The organism is Citrobacter sp. TBCP-5362, from assembly GCF_005406305.1.
Taxonomy (GTDB): Bacteria; Pseudomonadota; Gammaproteobacteria; order Enterobacterales; family Enterobacteriaceae; genus Citrobacter_B; species Citrobacter_B koseri.
Genome location: NZ_CP040234.1, coordinates 1134943 through 1159072 on the forward strand (window position 1 = coordinate 1134943; position 24130 = coordinate 1159072).

Sequence of the window (24130 nt, forward strand, 5' to 3'; positions counted from 1 at the left end):
TGAATGGCGTTAATTGCGAGATAAATGGTTTGTGTAAAGTAAAATTTACGTAATGTGGATTGAAATCTTTACCGATTATGTTATCGTTACGCCATCCTCTGTGAGGATCATTTATCGCAAACGAGCTAAACAGGATCGCCATCATGCAAAAAGACGCGCTGAACAACGTACACATTACCGACGAACAGGTTCTGATGACCCCGGAGCAACTCAAAGCGGCGTTCCCGCTGAGTTTGTCGCAAGAGGCGCAAATCGCCCAGTCACGTAAAACGATTTCTGACATCATCGCCGGTCGCGATCCGCGCCTGCTGGTGGTGTGCGGCCCTTGTTCTATCCACGATCCTGAAACCGCTCTGGAATACGCTCGTCGATTTAAAACTCTTGCCGCAGAGGTCAGCGATAGCCTCTACCTGGTAATGCGCGTCTATTTTGAAAAGCCCCGTACCACTGTCGGCTGGAAAGGGTTGATTAACGATCCTCATATGGATGGCTCGTTTGATGTGGAAACCGGCCTGAAGATTGCGCGTCAACTTCTAGTGGAACTGGTGAACATGGGCTTGCCGCTGGCGACGGAAGCGTTAGATCCAAACAGCCCGCAATACCTGGGCGATCTGTTTAGCTGGTCGGCAATCGGCGCGCGTACGACCGAATCCCAAACCCACCGTGAAATGGCCTCTGGCCTTTCCATGCCCGTTGGCTTTAAAAACGGGACGGATGGCAGCCTGGCGACGGCGATTAACGCCATGCGTGCCGCTGCTCAGTCACACCGTTTTGTCGGTATCAACCAGGCGGGGCAGGTCGCTCTGCTGCAAACGCAGGGCAACCCGGATGGCCATGTCATTCTGCGCGGTGGGAAAGCGCCAAACTACAGCCCGGCAGATGTCGCGCAGTGTGAAAAAGAGATGGAACAGGCAGGACTCCGCCCGTCTCTGATGGTAGATTGCAGCCATGGTAACTCGAATAAAGATTACCGTCGCCAGCCTGCCGTGGCAGAGTCTGTGGTCGCGCAGATCAAAGACGGCAACCGTTCCATTATTGGCTTGATGATTGAAAGTAATATTCACGAAGGCAACCAGTCCTCCGAGCAACCGCGCAGTGAAATGAAATACGGCGTGTCTGTTACGGATGCGTGTATCAGCTGGGAAGCCACGGATGCACTGCTGCGTGAAATTCATCAGGACCTGAACGGCCAACTGGTGGCGCGTGTAGCATAAGAGGTTGGTTATGGTTGCTGAGTTGACCGCGTTACGCGATCAAATAGATGAAGTGGATAAGGCGCTGCTGGATTTACTGGCTAAGCGCCTGGAGCTGGTGGCCGAAGTCGGTGAAGTGAAAAGCCGCTTTGGGCTGCCGATTTACGTGCCTGAGCGTGAGGCGTCTATGCTGGCTTCACGCCGTGCGGAGGCGGAAGCGCTTGGCGTTCCTCCCGATCTGATTGAAGACGTCTTGCGTCGGGTGATGCGTGAGTCTTACTCCAGTGAGAATGACAAAGGGTTTAAGACGCTTTGTCCTTCTCTGCGCCCGGTGGTTATCGTCGGCGGCGGCGGTCAGATGGGCCGTTTGTTTGAAAAAATGCTCACGCTGTCGGGATATCAGGTACGCATACTTGAGCAACAGGACTGGGGACGGGCGCAGGAGATCGTGGCCGATGCCGGGATGGTGATCGTAAGTGTGCCGATTCATATCACGGAGCAGGTGATCGCGAAATTACCGCGTTTGCCTGCGGACTGTATTCTGGTCGATCTTGCATCGGTTAAAAACGGACCGCTACAGGCGATGATGGCGGCGCACGATGGCCCGGTACTGGGCTTACACCCGATGTTTGGCCCGGACAGCGGCAGTCTGGCAAAGCAGGTGGTTGTCTGGTGCGATGGTCGTCAGCCGGAGGCGTATCAGTGGTTCCTTGAGCAAATTCAGGTGTGGGGCGCGCGGTTGCATCGGATTAGCGCCGTTGAGCACGATCAGAATATGGCGTTTATTCAGGCGCTGCGTCACTTTGCGACGTTCGCTTACGGTTTGCACCTGGCGGAAGAGAATGTCCAGCTGGAACAACTGCTGGCGCTGTCGTCACCGATTTACCGTCTCGAACTGGCGATGGTTGGGCGACTGTTTGCGCAGGACCCGCAGCTATATGCCGATATTATTATGTCGTCGGAAAATAACCTGGCGCTGATCAAACGCTACTATAAACGTTTTGGCGACGCGATTGGTTTGCTGGAGCAGGGCGACAAGCAGGCCTTTATCGACAGTTTCCGCAAGGTCGAGCATTGGTTTGGTGATTACGCCAAACGCTTCCAGAACGAAAGTCGCACGCTGTTACGCCAGGCTAACGATAGCCGACAATAAGTGAGATGCCTGATGGCGACGCAGGTGCGTCTTATCCGGCCTACAAAATTGCATGAATCGTAGGCCGGATAAGCGTAGCGCCATCCGGCATTATCAAACAGTTAGTTCGGATCAGTTAGTTCGGATCGACAGGCACAACGTTCTCGCTGGGGTAGCAGCCCAGTACCTTCATCGAGCGGGTAATTTCCCCCAACTCTTTCAGCGCTTTTTTCATCTCCGGTGATTCCAGGTTGGCCTGGATATCGAGATAAAACATCTCTTCCCACGGGTTGCCGTGAATCGGACGAGACTCCAGTTTGGTCATGATCAGGTTGTGATTGCGCAGCACCAGCAGCGCCTCAACCAGCGCACCTGCCTGTTGACCCGTGGCGATCAGCAGCGTGGTTTTCGCCGGGACCTGGTCGGAAACATTGACGGCTTTGCGCGCCAGCACCACGAAACGGGTAATATTCTGCGTCTGGTTGGCTTCGATTCGTTCCAGCACCTGTAGCCCATGCAGCACGCCACCGGCTTCGCTACCCAGCGCCGCTACGCGTGGAGAGTTCGCCTGCGCCACTTTTTCCATTGCCGCAGAGGTGCTTTCAGTGTACTCAATCTTCCAGTGCGGATAGCGGTTAAGGAATTTACTGCACTGCTGGAACGGCTGCGGGTGGCTGTAGACCGTCTCAATGGTGTTTAAATCGGTCGTCCCTGAAACCAGCACGCAATGGTCGATGGTAATGGTCATCTCGCCCACGATAGAGAGGCTGGTGTGCTGCAACAGATCGTAGACGTCGTTGATCGCGCCTGAACTGGTGTTCTCAATCGGCACGACGGCGTAGTCCGCTTGCCCGGTTTCGACCTGATTAAAGATATCAGCGAATTTTGCGCAGCCGCTTTCAATAAACTGTTCAAAGTGGCGGGCGGCATACTGGCGCGCAGCGAGGTGCGAGTACGACCCTTTTGGTCCAAGAAAGGCAATACGCGCTGAATGCGGGTTAATTTTGTTCAGATGTTGCTGCAACAGCGCCTGCTGGGTAAGGACGGAATCTTCAATGATGAGCTGGAACAGGCGAGTAATATAGTGCGCGTCCAGATGATGGGTTTTGCCAAGCGCGATCAGCCTGTCCAGCAGGTCGCGCTCGCGATCGATATCACGCACCGGGCGATGAGAAAGCAGCTTCGCTTTCCCGACTTCAACGGCCAGCTCACGACGCTCCGCCAGCAAGGCCAGTAATTTTACATCCAGAGCGCTTATTTTCTCTCGCAGCGCCAGTAACGGGTTTTCCGATGTCATAGTGTTGCCTTTCTTGTTATCAATAAAAAAGGCCTCCCGTGTGGGAGGCCTTATTGTTCGTCTTCGCATTCTTTTTCACACGACGAAACGCCTCCCATTCAGGGGAAGGTAAAAAAGAATGCGAAGAAGAACGGGATAAGTTTCATGTCAGTTTCCTTGAGCGACTTCAGTAAAGTACCCGTACTGTTTTAATCCTGTCAACAAAAAACGCGCCCGAAGGCGCGTTGGCGATACACTCAATGTAAGGGACTACTCTTCTTCTGCTTCGACGAAGTTGGCGTCTTTTACTGAAGTTGTGGCACGACGGGCTTCGCCTTTGTGCTGCACTTTATTGAGCTGCCGTTCCAGCTTGTTGATCAAATCGTTAATGGCGGCGTACATATCTTCGTGTTTTGCGCTGGCGACCAGATGTCCGTTCGGGGTATTGATGGTGGCATCAGCGATGAAACCCTGTGGCTCCTTAGACAGAATGATATGTGGATTAATCAGGTGAGTTTGCCATTTTTCTAGTTTGGCGAGACGGTCTGCGACATGCTGGCGTATTGCCGGAGTAATTTCCATTTGTTTACTGGTAATGTTCATTGTCATAAATTTTACCTCTTGTCTTTCCCGTCTTGGTGATTCCAGCATACCGTTCCCAATGTCAAAAAGCGTGATTTAAATCACATTATTTTGTCACTTTTTGTCAAGGAAGCCTTTTTGTGAGTTATCGCAGGAACAACGGATTTTTTACTTGAGGAATAGCCGAAAGGGAGCCATATTTGACGGGATGCGTTGTACTGAAACCGCTTCAGCAACAGCGTAAAATGGATAAAAAAACGGCAGCCTTAGGGCTGCCGTTTTGCGTTCAGTACGCAATCAGGTGTTGCGACCATTAGCGGCGATAATTTTCGCCACTTTGTCAGCCTGAGTCGTCATCTGCATCTGACGATAAGCGTTTTCCATCAGCGGCAGAGCGTCGCGCGTCGCCTGCGTATCCGGGAAGTCGCGCAGCATACCTTCCACACGGTTTACCACGGCAACCCATGCGCCGCGAGCGGTGTAGTAGTCGGCAACGGAGTATTCATACTTCGCCAGACGATCTTTCAGGAAGACCAGACGTTTGGTGGCGTCGGTCGTGTACTGGCTGTTCGGATAGCTACGCACCAGTTTTGAGAAATCATTGAATGCAGCTCGGGCGTGCTGCGGATCGCGATCGCTACGATCGACGCCGAAGAAACCTTGCAGCGCGCTGTCATCCAGCGCCATATTGGTCAGACCGCGCATATACATGACATAATCAATATTCGGGTGCGTCGGATTGAGGCGAATAAAACGATCGATGGCGGCCTGAGCTAACGGCAGATCGGCGTTTTTGTAGTAGGCGTAGATCAGATCCAACTGCACCTGCTGAGAATACGGTCCAAATGGATAACGGTTATCCAACGCTTCCAATTGCGTTATTGCCTGTTTCCAGTTACCGTCCTGCAGCTTTTGCTGGGCAGTCGCGTAGATTTCGTTAGGCGGATTATCGGGCACCTCTTCCTTTGAACCAGAGCAACCCGCCAAAAACAGGCTCAACGTGGCTGCTGCCACCAGATATTTCATGCGCGTCATGACGTTTTGACTTTCCTCAAAATGTTTTACGGGAGATTCTCTGTTCCTGCTCCCGGTTAAGACCAGCTACAATAGCACACTATATTAAACGGCAAAGCCGTAAAACCCAACGTTAAACGAAGAAGCTGTATATGGCACAACGAGTACAACTCACCGCAACGGTATCCGAAAACCAACTCGGTCAACGCTTAGATCAGGCTTTGGCCGAAATGTTCCCGGATTATTCACGTTCGCGCATAAAAGAATGGATTCTCGATCGGCGCGTGCTGGTCAACGGTAAACTTTGCGATAAACCGAAAGAAAAAGTATTGGGCGGCGAACAGGTTTCCATTAACGCGGAAATCGACGAAGAGATCCGCTTTGAGCCGCAGGATATCCCGCTGGATATCGTCTACGAAGATGACGATATCCTTGTCATCAACAAACCGCGCGATTTAGTGGTTCACCCTGGCGCCGGTAATCCTGATGGTACGGTACTGAATGCTCTGTTGCATTACTACCCGCCGATTGCTGACGTACCGCGCGCGGGTATTGTGCATCGTCTGGATAAAGACACCACAGGTCTGATGGTGGTGGCGAAAACGGTTCCGGCGCAAACGCGACTGGTGGAGTCTTTGCAACTGCGTGAAATCACCCGTGAGTATGAAGCGGTCGCGATCGGACATATGACGGCGGGCGGTACGGTAGATGAACCGATCAGCCGTCATCCGACCAAACGAACCCATATGTCAGTGCATCCAATGGGGAAACCGGCGGTGACTCACTACCGCATCATGGAACATTTCCGTGTGCATACGCGTCTGCGGTTGCGTCTGGAAACCGGACGTACGCACCAGATCCGCGTGCACATGGCGCATATCACGCATCCGCTGGTGGGCGATCAGGTGTATGGCGGTCGTCCGCGTCCACCGAAGGGGGCATCAGAAGCGTTTATCTCCACGTTGCGTCAGTTTGATCGCCAGGCGCTGCACGCGACGATGCTGCGTCTTTACCATCCGATTTCCGGTATTGAAATGGAATGGCATGCGCCGATTCCGCAGGATATGGTGGAGCTGATTGACGTGATGCGCGCTGACTTCGAAGAACATAAGGATGATGTAGACTGGCTATGAGTAAGCTAATTGTTCCGCAGTGGCCAATCCCGGAGGGGGTTGCAGCCTGTAGTTCTGTACGTACAGGCGGTGTCAGCTTACCGCCTTACGATTCTCTGAACCTGGGCGCCCATTGCGGCGATAACCCGGAACATGTGGAAGAGAATCGCAAGAGACTCTTTGCTGCGGGCAATTTGCCGTCAAAACCCGTCTGGCTTGAACAGGTGCATGGCAAGGACGTGCTGAAACTCACCGGCGAGCCTTATGCATCCAAACGTGCGGATGCGTCGTACAGCAATACCCCCGGCACCGTTTGCGCGGTGATGACGGCGGACTGTTTGCCCGTGTTGTTTTGTAATCGCGCGGGAACGGAAGTGGCGGCGGCTCATGCGGGCTGGCGCGGATTATGTGAAGGTGTGCTGGAAGAGACGGTCGCCTGCTTTGCCGATAAACCTGAAAACATTATCGCCTGGCTGGGTCCGGCTATTGGCCCTGCTGCTTTTGAAGTGGGGGCTGAAGTGCGTGACGCGTTTATCGCAAAAGATGCGAAGGCGAGCAGCGCATTTCAGGCGCGCGGCGAAAAATATCTGGCGGATATTTATCAGCTTGCGCGTCAACGTCTGGCGAATGTGGGAGTTGAAAGCGTCTATGGCGGCGATCGCTGTACCTACAGCGAAAGTGAGACTTTCTTCTCTTATCGTCGCGACAAGATCACAGGTCGTATGGCAAGTTTTATTTGGCTGATATAACCTAAAGAATCAAGACGATCCGGTACGTGTAATTTTCTTTTCACATAATTCAGGTCATTCACCTTGAATAATTGAGGGATGACCTCATTTAATCTCCAGTAGCAATTTTGACCTGTTATGGGAGGAGTTATGCGTCTGGATCGTCTTACTAATAAATTCCAGCTTGCTCTTGCCGATGCCCAGTCGCTCGCACTGGGGCACGACAACCAATTCATCGAACCTCTTCATTTAATGAGCGCCTTACTGAATCAGGAAGGGGGATCGGTACGTCCTTTATTAACGTCCGCTGGCATTAATGCTGGCCAGTTACGCACGAGTATTGATCAGGCGCTGAGCCGTTTACCGCAGGTGGAAGGCACCGGCGGCGACGTACAGCCGTCTCAGGATCTGGTGCGTGTACTGAATCTTTGCGACAAGCTGGCGCAAAAACGTGGGGACAACTTTATTTCGTCGGAACTGTTCGTTCTGGCTGCGCTTGAGTCTCGCGGCACGCTGACCGACCTACTGAAATCGGCCGGGGCGACCACCGCCAATATCACTCAGGCAGTTGAACAAATGCGCGGAGGTGAAAGCGTGAACGATCAAGGGGCTGAAGACCAACGTCAGGCCTTGCAAAAATATACCGTCGACCTGACCGAGCGCGCGGAGCAGGGCAAGCTCGATCCGGTGATTGGTCGTGATGAAGAAATTCGCCGTACCATTCAGGTACTGCAACGCCGTACTAAAAATAACCCGGTATTAATCGGTGAACCGGGGGTCGGTAAAACGGCGATTGTCGAAGGGCTGGCGCAGCGAATCATTAATGGCGAAGTGCCGGAAGGGCTGAAAGGCCGTCGCGTACTGGCGCTGGATATGGGCGCGCTGGTGGCCGGGGCGAAGTATCGCGGTGAGTTTGAAGAGCGTCTGAAAGGCGTGCTGAACGATCTCGCCAAACAGGAAGGCAACGTCATCCTGTTTATCGATGAATTACACACGATGGTCGGCGCGGGTAAAGCCGACGGCGCAATGGATGCCGGGAACATGCTGAAACCGGCGCTGGCGCGTGGAGAACTGCACTGTGTGGGCGCCACGACGCTAGACGAATATCGCCAGTACATTGAAAAAGATGCGGCGCTGGAACGTCGTTTCCAGAAAGTGTTCGTCGCGGAACCGTCTGTGGAAGATACCATCGCTATTCTGCGTGGTCTTAAAGAACGTTATGAGCTGCACCACCATGTGCAGATTACTGACCCAGCGATTGTGGCGGCGGCAACCTTATCTCACCGCTACATTTCCGATCGCCAGTTGCCGGATAAAGCCATCGACCTGATCGATGAAGCGGCATCCAGCATCCGTATGCAGATTGACTCCAAGCCGGAAGAACTGGACAGGCTCGACCGCCGTATTATTCAGCTCAAGCTGGAACAGCAGGCGTTAATGAAAGAGTCTGATGAGGCGAGCAAAAAACGCCTCGATATGCTCAACGAGGAACTGGATGATAAAGAACGCCAGTACTCTGAATTAGAAGAAGAGTGGAAAGCAGAGAAAGCCTCTCTGTCCGGTACGCAGACCATTAAGGCTGAGCTGGAGCAGGCGAAAATCGCCATCGAACAGGCGCGTCGTGTGGGCGATCTGGCGCGGATGTCTGAACTTCAGTACGGCAAAATCCCCGAGCTGGAAAAACAGCTGGAAGCGGCGACTCAATCTGAAGGTAAAACCATGCGTCTGTTACGCAATAAAGTGACGGATGCGGAAATAGCTGAAGTGCTGGCGCGGTGGACGGGGATTCCGGTTGCCAGAATGCTTGAAGGCGAACGTGAAAAACTGCTGCGTATGGAGCAGGAATTACACAGCCGCGTGATTGGGCAGAATGAGGCCGTTGAAGCGGTATCGAATGCCATTCGCCGTAGCCGTGCGGGACTGGCCGACCCGAATCGTCCAATTGGTTCGTTCCTGTTCCTTGGGCCGACCGGGGTAGGTAAAACCGAACTGTGCAAGGCACTGGCAAACTTTATGTTTGATAGCGATGACGCGATGGTGCGTATCGACATGTCTGAGTTCATGGAAAAACACTCCGTGTCTCGTCTGGTTGGCGCGCCTCCGGGATATGTGGGTTATGAAGAGGGCGGTTATCTGACGGAAGCGGTACGTCGTCGTCCTTATTCCGTCATACTGCTGGACGAAGTTGAGAAAGCGCATCCTGATGTATTCAACATTCTGTTGCAGGTGTTGGATGATGGCCGTCTGACGGACGGGCAAGGGAGAACGGTCGACTTCCGCAATACGGTTGTCATTATGACCTCAAACCTCGGTTCCGATCTGATCCAGGAGCGTTTCGGTGAGCTGGATTACGGCCATATGAAAGAACTGGTGCTTGGTGTGGTCAGCCACAACTTCCGCCCGGAATTCATTAACCGTATAGATGAGGTCGTGGTATTCCATCCGTTGGGTGAAAAACATATCGCTTCTATTGCACAGATCCAGTTGCAGCGTCTGTACAAACGTCTGGAAGAGCGCGGGTATGAAATCCATATCTCTGATGATGCGCTGAAACTGCTGAGCGCGAATGGTTACGATCCGGTTTACGGGGCGCGTCCATTGAAACGTGCAATTCAGCAGCAGATTGAAAACCCGCTGGCGCAGCAAATCTTGTCTGGTGAGCTGATTCCGGGTAAAGCGATTCGTCTGGAGGCGAATGACGATCGCATTGTGGCAGTGCAGTAAGTCACAAAGAATAAAAAACGGGTCCATTCGGGCTCGTTTTTGTTTAAAAACCAGGCAAAAATAAAAGGGTGATATGCAAAACGTCCAAAAAACGAACGGTTGATAAGTTTTTTCTAATTTCCCCTTGTCAGGCCGGAATAACTCCCTATAATGCGCCTCCACTGACACGGAACAACGGCACACAGGCCGCCGGGTCAGCGGGGTTCAGCGATGAACGCCGGCAGAGAAAAGCAAAAATAAATGCTTGACTCTCAAGCGGGAAAGCGTATTATGCACACCCCGCGCCGCTGAGAAAAAGCGAAGCGGCACTGCTCTTTAACAATTTATCAGACAATCTGTGTGGGCACTCAAAGTGACATGGATTCTTAATGTCTTCGGACAATAAATGAATACCAAGTCTCTGAGTGAACACGTAATTCATTACGAAGTTTAATTCACGAGCATCAAACTTAAATTGAAGAGTTTGATCATGGCTCAGATTGAACGCTGGCGGCAGGCCTAACACATGCAAGTCGAACGGTAACAGGAAGCAGCTTGCTGCTTCGCTGACGAGTGGCGGACGGGTGAGTAATGTCTGGGAAACTGCCTGATGGAGGGGGATAACTACTGGAAACGGTAGCTAATACCGCATAACGTCGCAAGACCAAAGAGGGGGACCTTCGGGCCTCTTGCCATCAGATGTGCCCAGATGGGATTAGCTTGTTGGTGGGGTAACGGCTCACCAAGGCGACGATCCCTAGCTGGTCTGAGAGGATGACCAGCCACACTGGAACTGAGACACGGTCCAGACTCCTACGGGAGGCAGCAGTGGGGAATATTGCACAATGGGCGCAAGCCTGATGCAGCCATGCCGCGTGTATGAAGAAGGCCTTCGGGTTGTAAAGTACTTTCAGCGGGGAGGAAGGTGTTGTGGTTAATAACCGCAGCAATTGACGTTACCCGCAGAAGAAGCACCGGCTAACTCCGTGCCAGCAGCCGCGGTAATACGGAGGGTGCAAGCGTTAATCGGAATTACTGGGCGTAAAGCGCACGCAGGCGGTCTGTTAAGTCAGATGTGAAATCCCCGGGCTCAACCTGGGAACTGCATCTGATACTGGCAGGCTTGAGTCTCGTAGAGGGGGGTAGAATTCCAGGTGTAGCGGTGAAATGCGTAGAGATCTGGAGGAATACCGGTGGCGAAGGCGGCCCCCTGGACGAAGACTGACGCTCAGGTGCGAAAGCGTGGGGAGCAAACAGGATTAGATACCCTGGTAGTCCACGCCGTAAACGATGTCGACTTGGAGGTTGTGCCCTTGAGGCGTGGCTTCCGGAGCTAACGCGTTAAGTCGACCGCCTGGGGAGTACGGCCGCAAGGTTAAAACTCAAATGAATTGACGGGGGCCCGCACAAGCGGTGGAGCATGTGGTTTAATTCGATGCAACGCGAAGAACCTTACCTGGTCTTGACATCCACGGAAGTTTTCAGAGATGAGAATGTGCCTTCGGGAGCCGTGAGACAGGTGCTGCATGGCTGTCGTCAGCTCGTGTTGTGAAATGTTGGGTTAAGTCCCGCAACGAGCGCAACCCTTATCCTTTGTTGCCAGCGGTTAGGCCGGGAACTCAAAGGAGACTGCCAGTGATAAACTGGAGGAAGGTGGGGATGACGTCAAGTCATCATGGCCCTTACGACCAGGGCTACACACGTGCTACAATGGCATATACAAAGAGAAGCGACCTCGCGAGAGCAAGCGGACCTCATAAAGTATGTCGTAGTCCGGATTGGAGTCTGCAACTCGACTCCATGAAGTCGGAATCGCTAGTAATCGTGGATCAGAATGCCACGGTGAATACGTTCCCGGGCCTTGTACACACCGCCCGTCACACCATGGGAGTGGGTTGCAAAAGAAGTAGGTAGCTTAACCTTCGGGAGGGCGCTTACCACTTTGTGATTCATGACTGGGGTGAAGTCGTAACAAGGTAACCGTAGGGGAACCTGCGGTTGGATCACCTCCTTACCTTAAAGAACCTGCCTTTGCAGTGCCCACACAGATTGTCTGATGAAAAGAAAGAAGCAAGGCGTCTTGCGATTGAGACTTCAGTGTCCCCTTCGTCTAGAGGCCCAGGACACCGCCCTTTCACGGCGGTAACAGGGGTTCGAATCCCCTAGGGGACGCCACTTGCTGGTTCGTGAGTGAAAGTCACCTGCCTTAATATCTCAAAACTCATCTTCGGGTGACGTTTGAGATATTTGCTCTTTAAAAATCTGGATCAAGCTGAAAATTGAAACGACACACGTAAAGTGTGTATGAGTCTCTCAAATTTTCGCAACACGAAGTGTTTCACGAAACATCTTCGGGTTGTGAGGTTAAGCGACCAAGCGTACACGGTGGATGCCCTGGCAGTCAGAGGCGATGAAGGACGTGCTAATCTGCGAAAAGCGCCGGCGAGGTGATATGAACCCTTGACCCGGCGATGTCCGAATGGGGAAACCCAGTGTGATTCGTCACACTATCGTTAGCTGAATACATAGGCTAACGAGGCGAACCGGGGGAACTGAAACATCTAAGTACCCCGAGGAAAAGAAATCAACCGAGATTCCCCCAGTAGCGGCGAGCGAACGGGGAGGAGCCCAGAGCCTGAATCAGCTTGTGTGTTAGTGGAAGCGTCTGGAAAGTCGCACGGTACAGGGTGAAAGTCCCGTACACGAAAATGCACAGGCTGTGAGCTCGATGAGTAGGGCGGGACACGTGGTATCCTGTCTGAATATGGGGGGACCATCCTCCAAGGCTAAATACTCCTGACTGACCGATAGTGAACCAGTACCGTGAGGGAAAGGCGAAAAGAACCCCGGCGAGGGGAGTGAAAAAGAACCTGAAACCGTGTACGTACAAGCAGTGGGAGCCTCTTTTATGGGGTGACTGCGTACCTTTTGTATAATGGGTCAGCGACTTATATTCTGTAGCAAGGTTAACCGTATAGGGGAGCCGAAGGGAAACCGAGTCTTAACTGGGCGTTAAGTTGCAGGGTATAGACCCGAAACCCGGTGATCTAGCCATGGGCAGGTTGAAGGTTGGGTAACACTAACTGGAGGACCGAACCGACTAATGTTGAAAAATTAGCGGATGACCTGTGGCTGGGGGTGAAAGGCCAATCAAACCGGGAGATAGCTGGTTCTCCCCGAAAGCTATTTAGGTAGCGCCTCGTGAACTCATCTCCGGGGGTAGAGCACTGTTTCGGCTAGGGGGCCATCCCGGCTTACCAACCCGATGCAAACTGCGAATACCGGAGAATGTTATCACGGGAGACACACGGCGGGTGCTAACGTCCGTCGTGAAGAGGGAAACAACCCAGACCGCCAGCTAAGGTCCCAAAGTCATGGTTAAGTGGGAAACGATGTGGGAAGGCCCAGACAGCCAGGATGTTGGCTTAGAAGCAGCCATCATTTAAAGAAAGCGTAATAGCTCACTGGTCGAGTCGGCCTGCGCGGAAGATGTAACGGGGCTAAACCATGCACCGAAGCTGCGGCAGCGACGCTTATGCGTTGTTGGGTAGGGGAGCGTTCTGTAAGCCGTTGAAGGTGTGCTGTGAGGCATGCTGGAGGTATCAGAAGTGCGAATGCTGACATAAGTAACGATAAAGCGGGTGAAAAGCCCGCTCGCCGGAAGACCAAGGGTTCCTGTCCAACGTTAATCGGGGCAGGGTGAGTCGACCCCTAAGGCGAGGCCGAAAGGCGTAGTCGATGGGAAACAGGTTAATATTCCTGTACTTGGTGTTACTGCGAAGGGGGGACGGAGAAGGCTATGTCGGCCGGGCGACGGTTGTCCCGGTTTAAGCGTGTAGGTGTGTGCTCCAGGCAAATCCGGTGCACTTTAACACTGAGGCGTGATGACGAGGCACTACGGTGCTGAAGTGACAAATGCCCTGCTTCCAGGAAAAGCCTCTAAGCATCAGGTAACACGAAATCGTACCCCAAACCGACACAGGTGGTCAGGTAGAGAATACCAAGGCGCTTGAGAGAACTCGGGTGAAGGAACTAGGCAAAATGGTGCCGTAACTTCGGGAGAAGGCACGCTGATATGTAGGTGAAGTGATTTACTCATGGAGCTGAAATCAGTCGAAGATACCAGCTGGCTGCAACTGTTTATTAAAAACACAGCACTGTGCAAACACGAAAGTGGACGTATACGGTGTGACGCCTGCCCGGTGCCGGAAGGTTAATTGATGGGGTTATCCCTCGGGAGAAGCTCTTGATCGAAGCCCCGGTAAACGGCGGCCGTAACTATAACGGTCCTAAGGTAGCGAAATTCCTTGTCGGGTAAGTTCCGACCTGCACGAATGGCGTAATGATGGCCAGGCTGTCTCCACCCGAGACTCAGTGAAATTGAACTCGCTGTGAAGATGCAGTGTACCCGCGGCAAGACGGAAAGACCCCGTGAACCTTTACTATAGCTTGACACTGAACACTGGTCCTTGATGTGTAGGATAGGTGGGAGGCTTTGAAGTGCGGACGCCAGTCTGCATGGAGCCGCCCTTGAAATACCACCCTTTAATGGCTGGTGTTCTAACGTGGGCCCGTAATCCGGGTTGCGGACAGTGTCTGGTGGGTAGTTTGACTGGGGCGGTCTCCTCCTAAAGAGTAACGGAGGAGCACGAAGGTCAGCTAATCCTGGTCGGACATCAGGAGGTTAGTGCAATGGCATAAGCTGGCTTGACTGCGAGCGTGACGGCGCGAGCAGGTGCGAAAGCAGGTCATAGTGATCCGGTGGTTCTGAATGGAAGGGCCATCGCTCAACGGATAAAAGGTACTCCGGGGATAACAGGCTGATACCGCCCAAGAGTTCATATCGACGGCGGTGTTTGGCACCTCGATGTCGGCTCATCACATCCTGGGGCTGAAGTAGGTCCCAAGGGTATGGCTGTTCGCCATTTAAAGTGGTACGCGAGCTGGGTTTAGAACGTCGTGAGACAGTTCGGTCCCTATCTGCCGTGGGCGCTGGAGAACTGAGGGGGGCTGCTCCTAGTACGAGAGGACCGGAGTGGACGCATCACTGGTGTTCGGGTTGTCATGCCAATGGCACTGCCCGGTAGCTAAATGCGGAAGAGATAAGTGCTGAAAGCATCTAAGCACGAAACTTGCCCCGAGATGAGTTCTCCCTGACTCCTTGAGAGTCCTGAAGGAACGTTGAAGACGACGACGTTGATAGGCCGGGTGTGTAAGCGCAGCGATGCGTTGAGCTAACCGGTACTAATGAACCGTGAGGCTTAACCTTACAACGCCGAAGGTGTTTTGGCGGACTGAGAGACACAAACAATATTCAGCTTTGATTACAGATTAGTGTTTAATGCGAGAGGCATTAGACGAACAGAATTTGCCTGGCGGCCGTAGCGCGGTGGTCCCACCTGACCCCATGCCGAACTCAGAAGTGAAACGCCGTAGCGCCGATGGTAGTGTGGGGTCTCCCCATGCGAGAGTAGGGAACTGCCAGGCATTAATTAAGTGAAGAGGCCATCCTGAGGGATGGCCTTTTTGCGTTCATGCTTCCGGGTGCAGCCGGATGTCGGCTGCGCCTTATCCCGCCTGTAAAAACATCCCGGGTATTTTGCACACAGTCTGTAGGCCGGATAAGGTGTTCACACCGCCATCCGGCATATATGCGCTGTTCTGCCGGATGACTATTCCCTCCGTATACTCCTAAATCGTTTTCCTGCTAACTAAAATATCGATCTCTATCACAAAATAAATAATAACAATTATATAACATTTCATTCACTAAAAAAGACAGTGAAAAGCACCGACGAGCTCGGGTGGATCTTTGGCGGGAGTATATTTCTAATGACTGAAAGCAGTGTAACTGTAAACGGGTCGCTGGCAAGCAGTGACACCCGTCGTCGCGTATGGGCAATTGTAGGGGCATCATCAGGGAATCTGGTCGAGTGGTTTGATTTCTATGTCTATTCCTTCTGCTCTCTCTACTTTGCGCACATCTTTTTTCCTTCGGGAAATACCACCACTCAGCTTTTACAGACCGCCGGAGTTTTCGCCGCAGGCTTCCTGATGCGTCCCATTGGCGGCTGGCTTTTTGGTCGGATTGCCGATAAGCATGGTCGTAAGAAATCAATGCTTCTCTCTGTTTGCATGATGTGTATGGGCTCGTTAGTCATTGCCTGCCTGCCAGGGTATGCCACGATCGGCACCTGGGCTCCGGCTCTTCTGCTGTTGGCTCGTCTGTTTCAGGGGCTGTCTGTTGGAGGAGAATACGGAACCAGCGCGACCTATATGAGTGAGGTGGCTGTTGAAGGCCGCAAAGGTTTTTACGCATCGTTCCAGTATGTCACTCTGATCGGTGGTCAGTTACTGGCACTGCTGGTTGTGGTTATCTTGCAGCAAACGCTGGAGGAATCTTCCCTCAGAGAATGGGGATGGCGTATTCCTTTTGCATTGGGTGCCGTACTGGCCGTTGTCGCGCTTTGGTTGCGTCGACAGTTGGATGAAACCTCAAAACAAGAAACCCGCGCGCTGAAAGAGGCTGGATCGCTCAAAGGACTATGGCGTAACCGTAAAGCGTTTATCATGGTACTGGGATTTACCGCTGCGGGTTCGCTGTGTTTCTATACCTTCACAACCTATATGCAGAAGTATCTGGTGAATACCGCCGGTATGCATGCCAATGTCGCCAGCGGAATCATGACGGCAGCACTGTTTGTCTACATGATAATTCAACCCCTGTTTGGCGCTCTTTCAGATAAAATCGGCCGACGGACATCAATGCTCTGCTTTGGCGCTCTGGCTGCGCTATTTACCGTACCTATTCTGTCAGCATTACAGAATGTCACTTCACCTTACGCAGCCTTTGGGTTGGTGATGTGCGCCCTGTTGATCGTGAGTTTCTACACCTCAATCAGTGGGATCCTGAAGGCGGAAATGTTTCCTGCCCAGGTGCGGGCATTGGGGGTAGGGCTTTCCTATGCGGTGGCGAATGCGCTGTTCGGCGGCTCTGCGGAATATGTTGCGCTGTCTCTGAAGTCCGTTGGTATGGAGACATCATTCTTCTGGTATGTGACCATTATGGCTATCGTGGCATTTTTGGTGTCGCTGATGCTGCACCGCAAGGGAAAAGGGTTACGTCTCTAGTTCCGCGCCATTTGCCAGACGGCGTAACCTGTGGTTGCGCCTGCGACATCCCAGGCGAAATCTTTCCAGCTCCAGCCGCTCCCTCCGGGGCGGCTGTCCCACATCTCTTTTGACGCACCGAGACTAATGGAGAACAGCAGCCCAACGGTTGCACTGCGATCGTGGCTCATTCCCTGATGCCGGGCATACTCATTCCCGGCGGCGGAAAGCATGGCTGATGTAATGAAGTGTTGCGCTTTATCCTGCCCGCTCCAGCTGTCATTGGACATATGGCTACAGCCTGAGAGCAACAACATGCCAAAAAGTATAAGGAAACGCACCGTGACCCTCACAGGAAAAACCCCGTCGCAGGGACGGGGCTTTTTGATTTACAGAATACGGCTGATTAATCTGTCGATTCGAATACGACGGAGTCTGCGAATGAGCTTACGGACTTTGACCGGATAGTCAGCGATGCTTTGTAGATCGCGGTAATGCTTAACAACCGTGGTGTGAGTGCGGATAAGCTCCAGCTCTTTCTCTCTCTGGGGAGCAAGTTCCTGTTTTGGATCGTGAATCAGAATTGCGTTTTCCAGATCCAGACGCCATGCTCGCGGGTTAAGGTTGTTCCCGGTGAGCAGCATCCACTTATCATCAACCCACATTCCTTTCAGGTGATAAGTATTGTCGTCATCTTTCCACAAACGCACTACGAGCTGATCGGTGTTGACGTAATACTGTAAACGGCTGAGGAAGCGACGTAGGTTAATCTCGTAGAGATAGGGAAGCGCGCCGATGATTTTAAACGGTTCATCCTCAGGGATATAAAAGTCGTTGGCGGTTTTATCACCCACGATAATCTCAACCTTTTTCCCTTCGCGCAGCAGTTGGATGATGTTGCGAACCAGCAGCGCAGGCAAGTTGAAATAAGGTGTGCAAATTGTGAGCTTATGCTCTGCGCAGGGCATAAGATGGAAAATGGTCTTGTTCAGCAGGCTCGATTTTCCCAGCCCAACCAGTGGCGTAACGGAAAGTTGCTCGTTGTCGGCATCGCCCTGGAAATGGTATGACGCATCGCGCAATTCCTGGCGATACAAACGAATGTCGTTTTTAATCTCCGGGCTTTTCGGACGCTGGGCACTGTCCAGGCGATTTACGCCGCGACCGTTAAGCAGATTCTGCGTGACCCACTCATACATGATGTCGGCCATCTTTGCATTACGAATCAACTGGTAACGATCATAACGATATTTATCATGCTGATGCAGATAGACGTCGTTCAGGCTGGCGCCGCTGTAAAGGACGCTATCATCAATGATAAAGCCTTTAAAATGCAGTACGCCAAGCGCTTCACGCGTGTTAATCGGCACGCCGTAGACAGGAATATCGATGCCTGGGTTTTCTTGCGCCATTCGGCAATACCAGTCAGCGTTAGTATTGGACGCGGCTGCGCCAATACGTCCACGCTGAGCGCGATGCCAGTCGACAAGTACCCGAACATCCAGCTCAGGACGCTGCCGTTTAGCCTCATAGAGCGCGTCGAGTATGCCCTTGCCGCCGTCATCCTGTTCAAGATACAGGGCAATAATGCAAATACGCTGCGTCGCGCTGGCTATCTTCTCCAGCAGAGTCTCCCTGAAATTAGCGGGAGCATAAAAGAAATCTACATCATCAACTGGCTGAGAGATCTTAGGTAGTTGGGCAAGGTGTTGTTGATGTTTATTACGCTTAAATTTTGACAACATCACAGTGCATTTCTTCTCTGTTCATTGAAGGGTCCTCTGTGCTATGCAGACGACATAAGCGAGCAATGATAACACCAGTACCCGTTAAAGTGGTCAACATTTCCAGTACCTTACTCACGATTCCTCGTATTGGGCCAGATTCAGCGTCAGCCCAACAATCCCCTCTTCGAGCTGGATATCAACATCAAACCCGAGCTTTCGGGCCAGTGCCACCATGCCGCGATTGTTTGGCATCGTAATGCCATTCAGGCGTCTCAGTCCGTGATCTCGGGTATAAGCAATCAATTTTTCCATTAATCGCCGGCCTAATCCTAACCCTTTGAGATCTGAGCGAACCAGCACGGCAAATTCCGCATCAATGTTATCCGGGTCGGAGATCGCGCGCGTTACCCCGAGGATCTCTTCAGTTTGATCAATATGGCGCACGGCAACAAATGCCATTTCCCGATCGTAGTCGATCTGCGTCATGTTGGCTAAATCTTCATGAGTAAATTCATTGATCTCGCTAAAATAACGGTAATACAAATCCTCTTTTGTCACCTGAGAAATGAACTGCTGTAGATAAGGCTCATCTTCCGGCAGGATAGGGCGAAACAGGCAACGTTCGCCGTTTTTCATCTCAACCCACTCTTCAAGCTGCTGCGGATAGGGGCGAATAGCGAGTCGGCTCTCGTTGTCGCCATCATAAGGGGCGATATCCAGCGTGACGTCCAGCGCGGTAAACTCGCCAGCAGAAGCCAGCAGGGGATGGATATCCAGACGCTGAATTTCCGGGCAATCGACAATCAGGTTCGAGACCTGTACCAGCAGCTGGCTTAACCCTGTGATATCCAGCGGGCGTAGCGCGCTCCGGCCACGAATTTTTTTACTTTTGATTCCCTGAATAACCAAATAGCGCGCCAGATTCATGTTTAACGGCGGCAGCGCGACGACGGCCTGCTCTTCGGGTCGCCACTCTACGCCGCCTTCGCCAAGCATAATCAGCGGCCCAAAGACCGGGTCGTGTTCGACGACGACGCGAAGTTCCTGCGCGCCGGCACGGTTCGCCATACTCTGGACTAACAGACCGTGAATGCGCGCCTGAGGCCAGGCCATTTTTACACGATCGAAAATGGCATTCGCGGCTTGCTGAACTTCCGTTGCCGTGCGCAGATAGAGCATTACCCCCTGAACTTCCGATTTATGCGGAATATCCGGCGAACGCAGTTTTAACGCTACCGGGTAGCCAATTTGCTCGGCGATATGCACAGCTTCCGCGCTGTCGCCAGCAATCCAGGTAGGAAGCGTGTGTAACCCATACGCCTGCAAGATAGGCTGAACTTCATGGGTATCCAGCGACGTTGCGCCCTCTGCAATCGCCTGCTGTAACAGGTTATGCGCTTGAGCCGTGTCTGAGGTCAGGTTGTCTGGCAACACCGGGGTTTCCCGTAATTGCTTCTGGTTACGCCGGTATTCCACCATGTGCATAAAGGCAGTGATGGTGCCTTCCGGTGTTCGATAGGTAGGTAATCCCGCTTCACTGAACATTTTGCGGGCTTCCTGAGAGGAAAACTCGCCGCACCAGTTGGTGAGTAAGGTGACGAATTTCCCTCTGGGATGATGTTTTACCGCTTCAATGAGCGCGTGTGCGCTCTCGGTGCCTGGTGCGGCGGCGCTGGGTGAGTGGATCACCATCAGCGCATCAAAATCCTGGCTGGCGAGTAAGATATTCAGCGTTTTGACGTAGTGTTCACAGCTGGCATCATCACGCAAATCCAGCGGGTTGGCGATATCGACGTGAGCAGGTAGCGCTTCGCTTAGCTTAAGTCGGGTCTCTTCGCTCAGGGTGGCGAGCTTGCCGTTGCGCGACCACAGCTCATCCAGCGCCAGCGCGGCGGGCGCAGCGCCATTGCTGATGATCATCAACCTGTCGCCACGTAATGGCCGCATATGACTCAGCGTTTCGACCGCCGAGAAGAGTTCGTGAGTATCCTGCACGCGTAAAAGCCCCGCACGCTGGATGGCGGCATCCCATGCCGGGTCCATGCCGACACTGGTATTTAACAAACGTTGCGCCGCCGGGCTGCGACCGCTTTTAATCACCAGAATGGGTTTATTTCGTGACGCGCTACGGGCGGCGGAGACAAAGCGTCGCGCGTCGCTCAGATGTTCGAGATAGAGCAAAATGGCGCTGGTTTTGCTGTCGCGCGCCAGATAATCCAGCAGTTCATCAACATCAATGTCCAGACTGTCGCCAAGCGCGATAAAATAAGAAAAGCCCATCTCCCGCTGTTGCGCCCAGTCGAGAATCGTATTGGAGACGGCGGCGGATTGCGAAATAAAAGCGAGTTTTCCACGCTTGATCGGAACCGGAGAGAAACTGGCGTTAAGCCCTTGCCAGGGGGCGAGTAAACCCAAGCTGTTTGGGCCGAGTAGCCGCATTTTATAGCGTTGGGCACATGCCAGAAGTTCAGCGTGCTGCGCTGCGGGCGCCGACAAAATAATGCAGGTTTTACAGCCTTTTTCCCCCAGCGCCTCCAGCAACGCGATATTACGGCTGGCGTTGGTGCACAGAACGGCGAGCTCCGGTGTAAAAGGCAAACTGGCGACGTCGGGCCAGGCCAGGACGCCTAAGACGGCTTTCCATGCGGGCGTTACAGGTAATACCGGGCCATTAAAGCCTCCTGCCAGCAGGTTACGCATCATCAGGTAACCTGCGCGATTGGGCTTCATCGACGCCCCTAGCACCGCTATCGATTTTGGTCGCAGTAGTGCTTCCAGTCCTCTCTGACTCATGCCGGTCTCCCTTACGCAGAAGTGACCGAATGATTTTAAACGCTTTCTGCTGTTTCTGTTGTGACGCTTCCCTGATGTTGCGTTTTTCCTGCCAGATAGCGCGTTTTAAAGCGTGAGAAGTGATCGCCTAAATGGGTTGCCGCAGCCGTGTCGCCCGCCAGATCCAGCAGCGCTATTGCCACTTCGGCAGTGCAATACTGCCCTTCGGCATGAACTTCTCGCAGGTGATAGGCGGAAAGACGCGATAAATCAACGGAAATAACCGGCAGGTTATCGAGATAAGGGCTTTTACGGAACATTTTGCGCGCTTCCGGCCAGGTGCCGTCGAGCATGATAAACAGCGGCGGTTTTCCGGCTGGTGGCGTGAAAATGACCTCGCGCTCTTCCCCGGCATAGGAGGCGGGGAATACGACCATCGGCTGATAATCCGGGTTGTTAACCAGATCGAGCAGCGCCTGCGGCGGTTCGGTACGCGACCATTGAAAGGCCGTTGTTTCCGGCAGAATATCGGCAATCAGACGCCCCGTATTGCTGGGTTTCATTGGCTCGGTATCAAACATCACCAGACAAAAACGGCTTGTCGCCTGAGAAGGCGAGAGGGTATCGCACAGGCAGAGTTTCAACGGGAGCAGACAGCGCTGACAGCGACGAATGCGGTTTCCTCTGGCAAGAAAAGGACGCGTGGCGCGTGCGAGGCGTTCGGCGCGTAACTGGAGAACAGCGTTATCAGTCATGGAAGAATACAGTGAAAAACGCTATTGTCGCAGAGGTGAAAACGGGGCACAAGATGCGCCCCGTGGAGATTACAGCGATTCGTTCAGCCAGCTGTCGAATGGCGCTTTAGGAACCGCGCCATTTAACATGTCGATGACTTCGCCGTTCTTAAAGATCATGATGGTCGGGATGCTGCGGATACCGAAACGGGCGCTGAGTTCACGTTCCGCTTCTGTGTTAACTTTCACAAAACGCACCTTACCGCTGCGCTCTTCCGCGACATCTTCAAAAATCGGGGCAAAGTTACGGCATGGGCCGCACCACGGCGCCCAGAAATCGACCACCACAGGGAGATCGTCTTTCAGCAGCTTATCCAGCGTTTCACCGGTCGCATTAATCACCTCTCCATCGAACAGGTCGTGACCACAGCGTCCACATTTTGCCGCATCCTGAATACGATCATCGGGAATGCGGTTGATTGCCTGGCAGCTGGTACAAACGGTATTCATAACTAACCTCTGGATGAGTAGGGTAGACTTTTCCGGCAATCACGCCGATATGTTTCCAATATGTTACATATTATCGATGAGACTGTTTTAAACAACAATGTGTTTTATTCAATGAGTACAATAGTCATTAGCTTTTAAATGAAATAATGGCTAACCGGGTGCACATCGGGTAATCTTCGCGCTTCGCGCAGCGCTGGTGGAGAAAAGCATGAACGATGAATTAAAGAACAAAAGCGGCAAGGTCAAAGTGATGTATGTCCGCAGTGATGATGACTCTGATAAACGCACCCATAACCCGCGTACCGGGAAAGGGGGAGGTCGTCCAGGAAAGTCTCGTACTGACGGTGGCCGTCGCCCCGCCCGCGATGCTCGTGATGAAAGAAGCGGTCAGATTCGCGATCGTAAGCGTGAAGACTCACCGTGGCGTACCGTTTCCCGTGCGCCAGGCGATGACACGCCTGAGAAAGCCGATCACGGTGGAATCAGCGGTAAAAGTTTTATCGACCCTGAAGTTTTACGTCGTCAGCGTGCGGAAGAGACCCGTGTCTACGGCGAAAACGCCTGTCAGGCCCTGTTCCAGAGTCGCCCGGATGCGATTGTTCGCGCATGGTTCATTCAGAGCGTGACCCCTCGCTTTAAAGAAGCGTTACGCTGGATGGCGGCTAACCGCAAAGCGTACCACGTTGTGGATGAAGCTGAACTGGCGAAAGCCTCTGGAACTGAGCACCACGGCGGCGTTTGTTTCCTGATTAAAAAGCGTAACGGTACGACCGTTAAGCAGTGGGTAAGCCAGGCGGACGCGCAGGATTGCGTGCTGGCGCTGGAAGATGTGGCTAACCCGCACAACCTTGGCGGCATGATGCGTAGCTGTGCGCACTTTGGCGTAAAAGGCGTGGTGGTACAGGACGCGGCGCTTCTTGAATCCGGTGCGGCGATCCGTACGGCGGAAGGCGGCGCAGAGCATGTTCAGCCGATCACGGGCGACAGCATTGTGGATGTGCTGGATGATTTCCGTCAGGCGGGTTATACGATCGTCACCACGTCCAGCGATCAGGGCAAACCGTTGTTTAGTACGGCGCTGCCAGCGAAAATGGTGCTGGTGTTAGGGCGTGAGCTGGAGTCCCTGCCGGAAGCCGCGCGTGAACCTGGCGATCTGTGCGTGAAAATTGATGGCACCGGAAATGTTGAAAACCTCAACGTCTCTGTCGCAACCGGCGTATTGCTGGGCGAATGGTGGCGTCAGAATAAAGCATAATCAGGTGTAAGTGCCTGATGGCGCTGCGCTTATCAGGCCTACGGCAATGATTCGTAGGCCGGGTACTCGGCGTAAGCGCCTGATGGCGCTGCGCTTATCAGGCCTACGGTAATGATTCGTGGGCCGGGTACTCGGCATAAGCGCCTGATGGCGCTGCGCTTATCAGGCCTACGGTAATTATTCGTAGGCCGGGTACTCGGCGTAAGCGCCTGATGGCGCTGTGCTTATCAGGCCTATGGTAATGATTCGTAGGCCGGGTAAGGCGAAGCCGCCACCCGGCGC

General features: G+C 53.0%; 16 protein-coding genes, 1 tRNA gene, 3 rRNA genes and 1 other annotated feature. Of the genes, 11 read left to right on the top strand and 9 right to left on the bottom strand.

Annotation, left to right across the window (positions count from 1 at the left end):
- Nucleotides 1-143 precede the first annotated feature (143 nt).
- Both aroF and tyrA read left to right on the top strand, forming a co-directional pair.
- A complete protein-coding gene (gene aroF, locus FD428_RS05555; RefSeq protein ID WP_047461890.1) occupies nt 144-1214 on the top strand; it encodes a 3-deoxy-7-phosphoheptulonate synthase AroF in 1071 nt (356 codons plus the stop codon).
- Between the two features lie 10 nt (nt 1215-1224).
- The gene (tyrA, locus tag FD428_RS05560) at nt 1225-2346 is read left to right on the top strand and encodes a bifunctional chorismate mutase/prephenate dehydrogenase (protein WP_047461893.1); all 1122 of its coding nucleotides are present in this window, start codon (nt 1225-1227) and stop codon (nt 2344-2346) included.
- A gap of 115 nt (nt 2347-2461) precedes the next feature.
- On the opposite strand, the gene pheA is transcribed toward tyrA, so the two are convergent.
- The 4 genes from pheA to bamD form a co-directional block, all read right to left on the bottom strand.
- Complete coding sequence (gene pheA, locus FD428_RS05565; RefSeq protein WP_047461896.1) at nt 2462-3622, bottom strand: bifunctional chorismate mutase/prephenate dehydratase; 1161 nt, start codon at nt 3620-3622, stop codon at nt 2462-2464.
- A 22-nt stretch (nt 3623-3644) separates the two neighbouring features.
- Nucleotides 3645-3769, bottom strand: a sequence feature (Phe leader region).
- Complete coding sequence (gene pheL, locus FD428_RS05570) at nt 3721-3768, bottom strand: pheA operon leader peptide PheL (protein ID WP_101706155.1); 48 nt, start codon at nt 3766-3768, stop codon at nt 3721-3723. It overlaps the preceding feature by 48 nt.
- Before the next feature lie 102 nt (nt 3770-3871).
- Nucleotides 3872-4210 carry a ribosome-associated translation inhibitor RaiA gene (gene raiA / locus FD428_RS05575; RefSeq protein ID WP_024130845.1) on the bottom strand — a complete coding sequence of 113 codons (339 nt, stop codon included), beginning with the start codon at nt 4208-4210 and terminating at the stop codon, nt 3872-3874.
- Nucleotides 4211-4480: 270 nt separating this feature from the next.
- Nucleotides 4481-5218 carry an outer membrane protein assembly factor BamD gene (gene bamD / locus FD428_RS05580; protein WP_012134683.1) on the bottom strand — a complete coding sequence of 246 codons (738 nt, stop codon included), beginning with the start codon at nt 5216-5218 and terminating at the stop codon, nt 4481-4483.
- Nucleotides 5219-5349: 131 nt separating this feature from the next.
- On the opposite strand from bamD, the gene rluD reads away from it, so the two are divergent.
- From rluD to FD428_RS05620, 8 genes are all read left to right on the top strand, one after another.
- Nucleotides 5350-6330, top strand: coding sequence for a 23S rRNA pseudouridine(1911/1915/1917) synthase RluD (gene rluD / locus FD428_RS05585; RefSeq protein ID WP_047461899.1), 981 nt, complete (start codon nt 5350-5352; stop codon nt 6328-6330).
- A complete protein-coding gene (gene yfiH, locus FD428_RS05590) occupies nt 6327-7058 on the top strand; it encodes a purine nucleoside phosphorylase YfiH (protein ID WP_110493935.1) in 732 nt (243 codons plus the stop codon). The genes rluD and yfiH overlap by 4 nt, the downstream gene beginning before the upstream one ends.
- A gap of 129 nt (nt 7059-7187) precedes the next feature.
- Complete coding sequence (gene clpB / locus FD428_RS05595) at nt 7188-9761, top strand: ATP-dependent chaperone ClpB (RefSeq protein WP_024130844.1); 2574 nt, start codon at nt 7188-7190, stop codon at nt 9759-9761.
- Nucleotides 9762-10212: 451 nt separating this feature from the next.
- A 16S ribosomal RNA gene (locus FD428_RS05600) occupies nt 10213-11754 on the top strand.
- A gap of 85 nt (nt 11755-11839) precedes the next feature.
- Nucleotides 11840-11915, top strand: a tRNA-Glu gene (locus tag FD428_RS05605).
- 187 nt (nt 11916-12102) lie between these two features.
- Nucleotides 12103-15009: ribosomal RNA gene (locus tag FD428_RS05610) — 23S ribosomal RNA — on the top strand.
- A 102-nt stretch (nt 15010-15111) separates the two neighbouring features.
- A 5S ribosomal RNA gene (rrf, locus tag FD428_RS05615) occupies nt 15112-15227 on the top strand.
- Together the 16S, 23S and 5S rRNA genes with 1 tRNA gene alongside form the textbook arrangement of a ribosomal RNA operon.
- A 345-nt stretch (nt 15228-15572) precedes the next feature.
- Complete coding sequence (locus FD428_RS05620; RefSeq protein ID WP_024130104.1) at nt 15573-16871, top strand: MFS transporter; 1299 nt, start codon at nt 15573-15575, stop codon at nt 16869-16871.
- On the opposite strand, the gene FD428_RS05625 is transcribed toward FD428_RS05620, so the two are convergent.
- From FD428_RS05625 to trxC, 5 genes are all read right to left on the bottom strand, one after another.
- Complete coding sequence (locus FD428_RS05625) at nt 16868-17191, bottom strand: YfiM family lipoprotein (protein WP_048902421.1); 324 nt, start codon at nt 17189-17191, stop codon at nt 16868-16870. The genes FD428_RS05620 and FD428_RS05625 overlap by 4 nt on opposite strands.
- 48 nt (nt 17192-17239) lie before the next feature.
- Nucleotides 17240-18595, bottom strand: a complete 1356-nt coding sequence (pssA, locus tag FD428_RS05630; protein WP_012131199.1) for a CDP-diacylglycerol--serine O-phosphatidyltransferase — start codon at nt 18593-18595, stop codon at nt 17240-17242.
- Nucleotides 18596-18709: 114 nt separating this feature from the next.
- Entirely contained in the window at nt 18710-21370 is a 2661-nt protein-coding gene (pat, locus tag FD428_RS05635; protein WP_114848586.1) for a protein lysine acetyltransferase, read from the bottom strand.
- 35 nt (nt 21371-21405) lie between these two features.
- On the bottom strand, nt 21406-22104 hold the full coding sequence (tapT, locus tag FD428_RS05640; RefSeq protein ID WP_049008797.1) for a tRNA-uridine aminocarboxypropyltransferase: 699 nt from the start codon (nt 22102-22104) through the stop codon (nt 21406-21408).
- Between the two features lie 69 nt (nt 22105-22173).
- The gene (gene trxC / locus FD428_RS05645; protein ID WP_047461913.1) at nt 22174-22593 is read right to left on the bottom strand and encodes a thioredoxin TrxC; all 420 of its coding nucleotides are present in this window, start codon (nt 22591-22593) and stop codon (nt 22174-22176) included.
- 208 nt (nt 22594-22801) lie between these two features.
- Between trxC and FD428_RS05650 the strand changes: the two genes are divergently transcribed.
- A complete protein-coding gene (locus tag FD428_RS05650; RefSeq protein ID WP_012131203.1) occupies nt 22802-23848 on the top strand; it encodes a tRNA/rRNA methyltransferase in 1047 nt (348 codons plus the stop codon).
- The last annotated feature ends 282 nt before the right edge of the window (nt 23849-24130 follow it).

Bases quoted from the DNA above. Each gene is read 5' to 3' on its own strand.
- aroF (WP_047461890.1), top strand. From the start codon at position 144: ATGCAAAAAGACGCGCTGAACAACGTACACATTACCGACGAACAGGTT.
- tyrA (WP_047461893.1), top strand. From the start codon at position 1,225: ATGGTTGCTGAGTTGACCGCGTTACGCGATCAAATAGATGAAGTGGAT.
- pheA (WP_047461896.1), bottom strand. From the start codon at position 3,622: ATGACATCGGAAAACCCGTTACTGGCGCTGCGAGAGAAAATAAGCGCT.
- raiA (WP_024130845.1), bottom strand. From the start codon at position 4,210: ATGACAATGAACATTACCAGTAAACAAATGGAAATTACTCCGGCAATA.
- bamD (WP_012134683.1), bottom strand. From the start codon at position 5,218: ATGACGCGCATGAAATATCTGGTGGCAGCAGCCACGTTGAGCCTGTTT.
- rluD (WP_047461899.1), top strand. From the start codon at position 5,350: ATGGCACAACGAGTACAACTCACCGCAACGGTATCCGAAAACCAACTC.
- yfiH (WP_110493935.1), top strand. From the start codon at position 6,327: ATGAGTAAGCTAATTGTTCCGCAGTGGCCAATCCCGGAGGGGGTTGCA.
- clpB (WP_024130844.1), top strand. From the start codon at position 7,188: ATGCGTCTGGATCGTCTTACTAATAAATTCCAGCTTGCTCTTGCCGAT.
- FD428_RS05620 (WP_024130104.1), top strand. From the start codon at position 15,573: ATGACTGAAAGCAGTGTAACTGTAAACGGGTCGCTGGCAAGCAGTGAC.
- pssA (WP_012131199.1), bottom strand. From the start codon at position 18,595: ATGTTGTCAAAATTTAAGCGTAATAAACATCAACAACACCTTGCCCAA.
- pat (WP_114848586.1), bottom strand. From the start codon at position 21,370: ATGAGTCAGAGAGGACTGGAAGCACTACTGCGACCAAAATCGATAGCG.
- tapT (WP_049008797.1), bottom strand. From the start codon at position 22,104: ATGACTGATAACGCTGTTCTCCAGTTACGCGCCGAACGCCTCGCACGC.
- trxC (WP_047461913.1), bottom strand. From the start codon at position 22,593: ATGAATACCGTTTGTACCAGCTGCCAGGCAATCAACCGCATTCCCGAT.
- FD428_RS05650 (WP_012131203.1), top strand. From the start codon at position 22,802: ATGAACGATGAATTAAAGAACAAAAGCGGCAAGGTCAAAGTGATGTAT.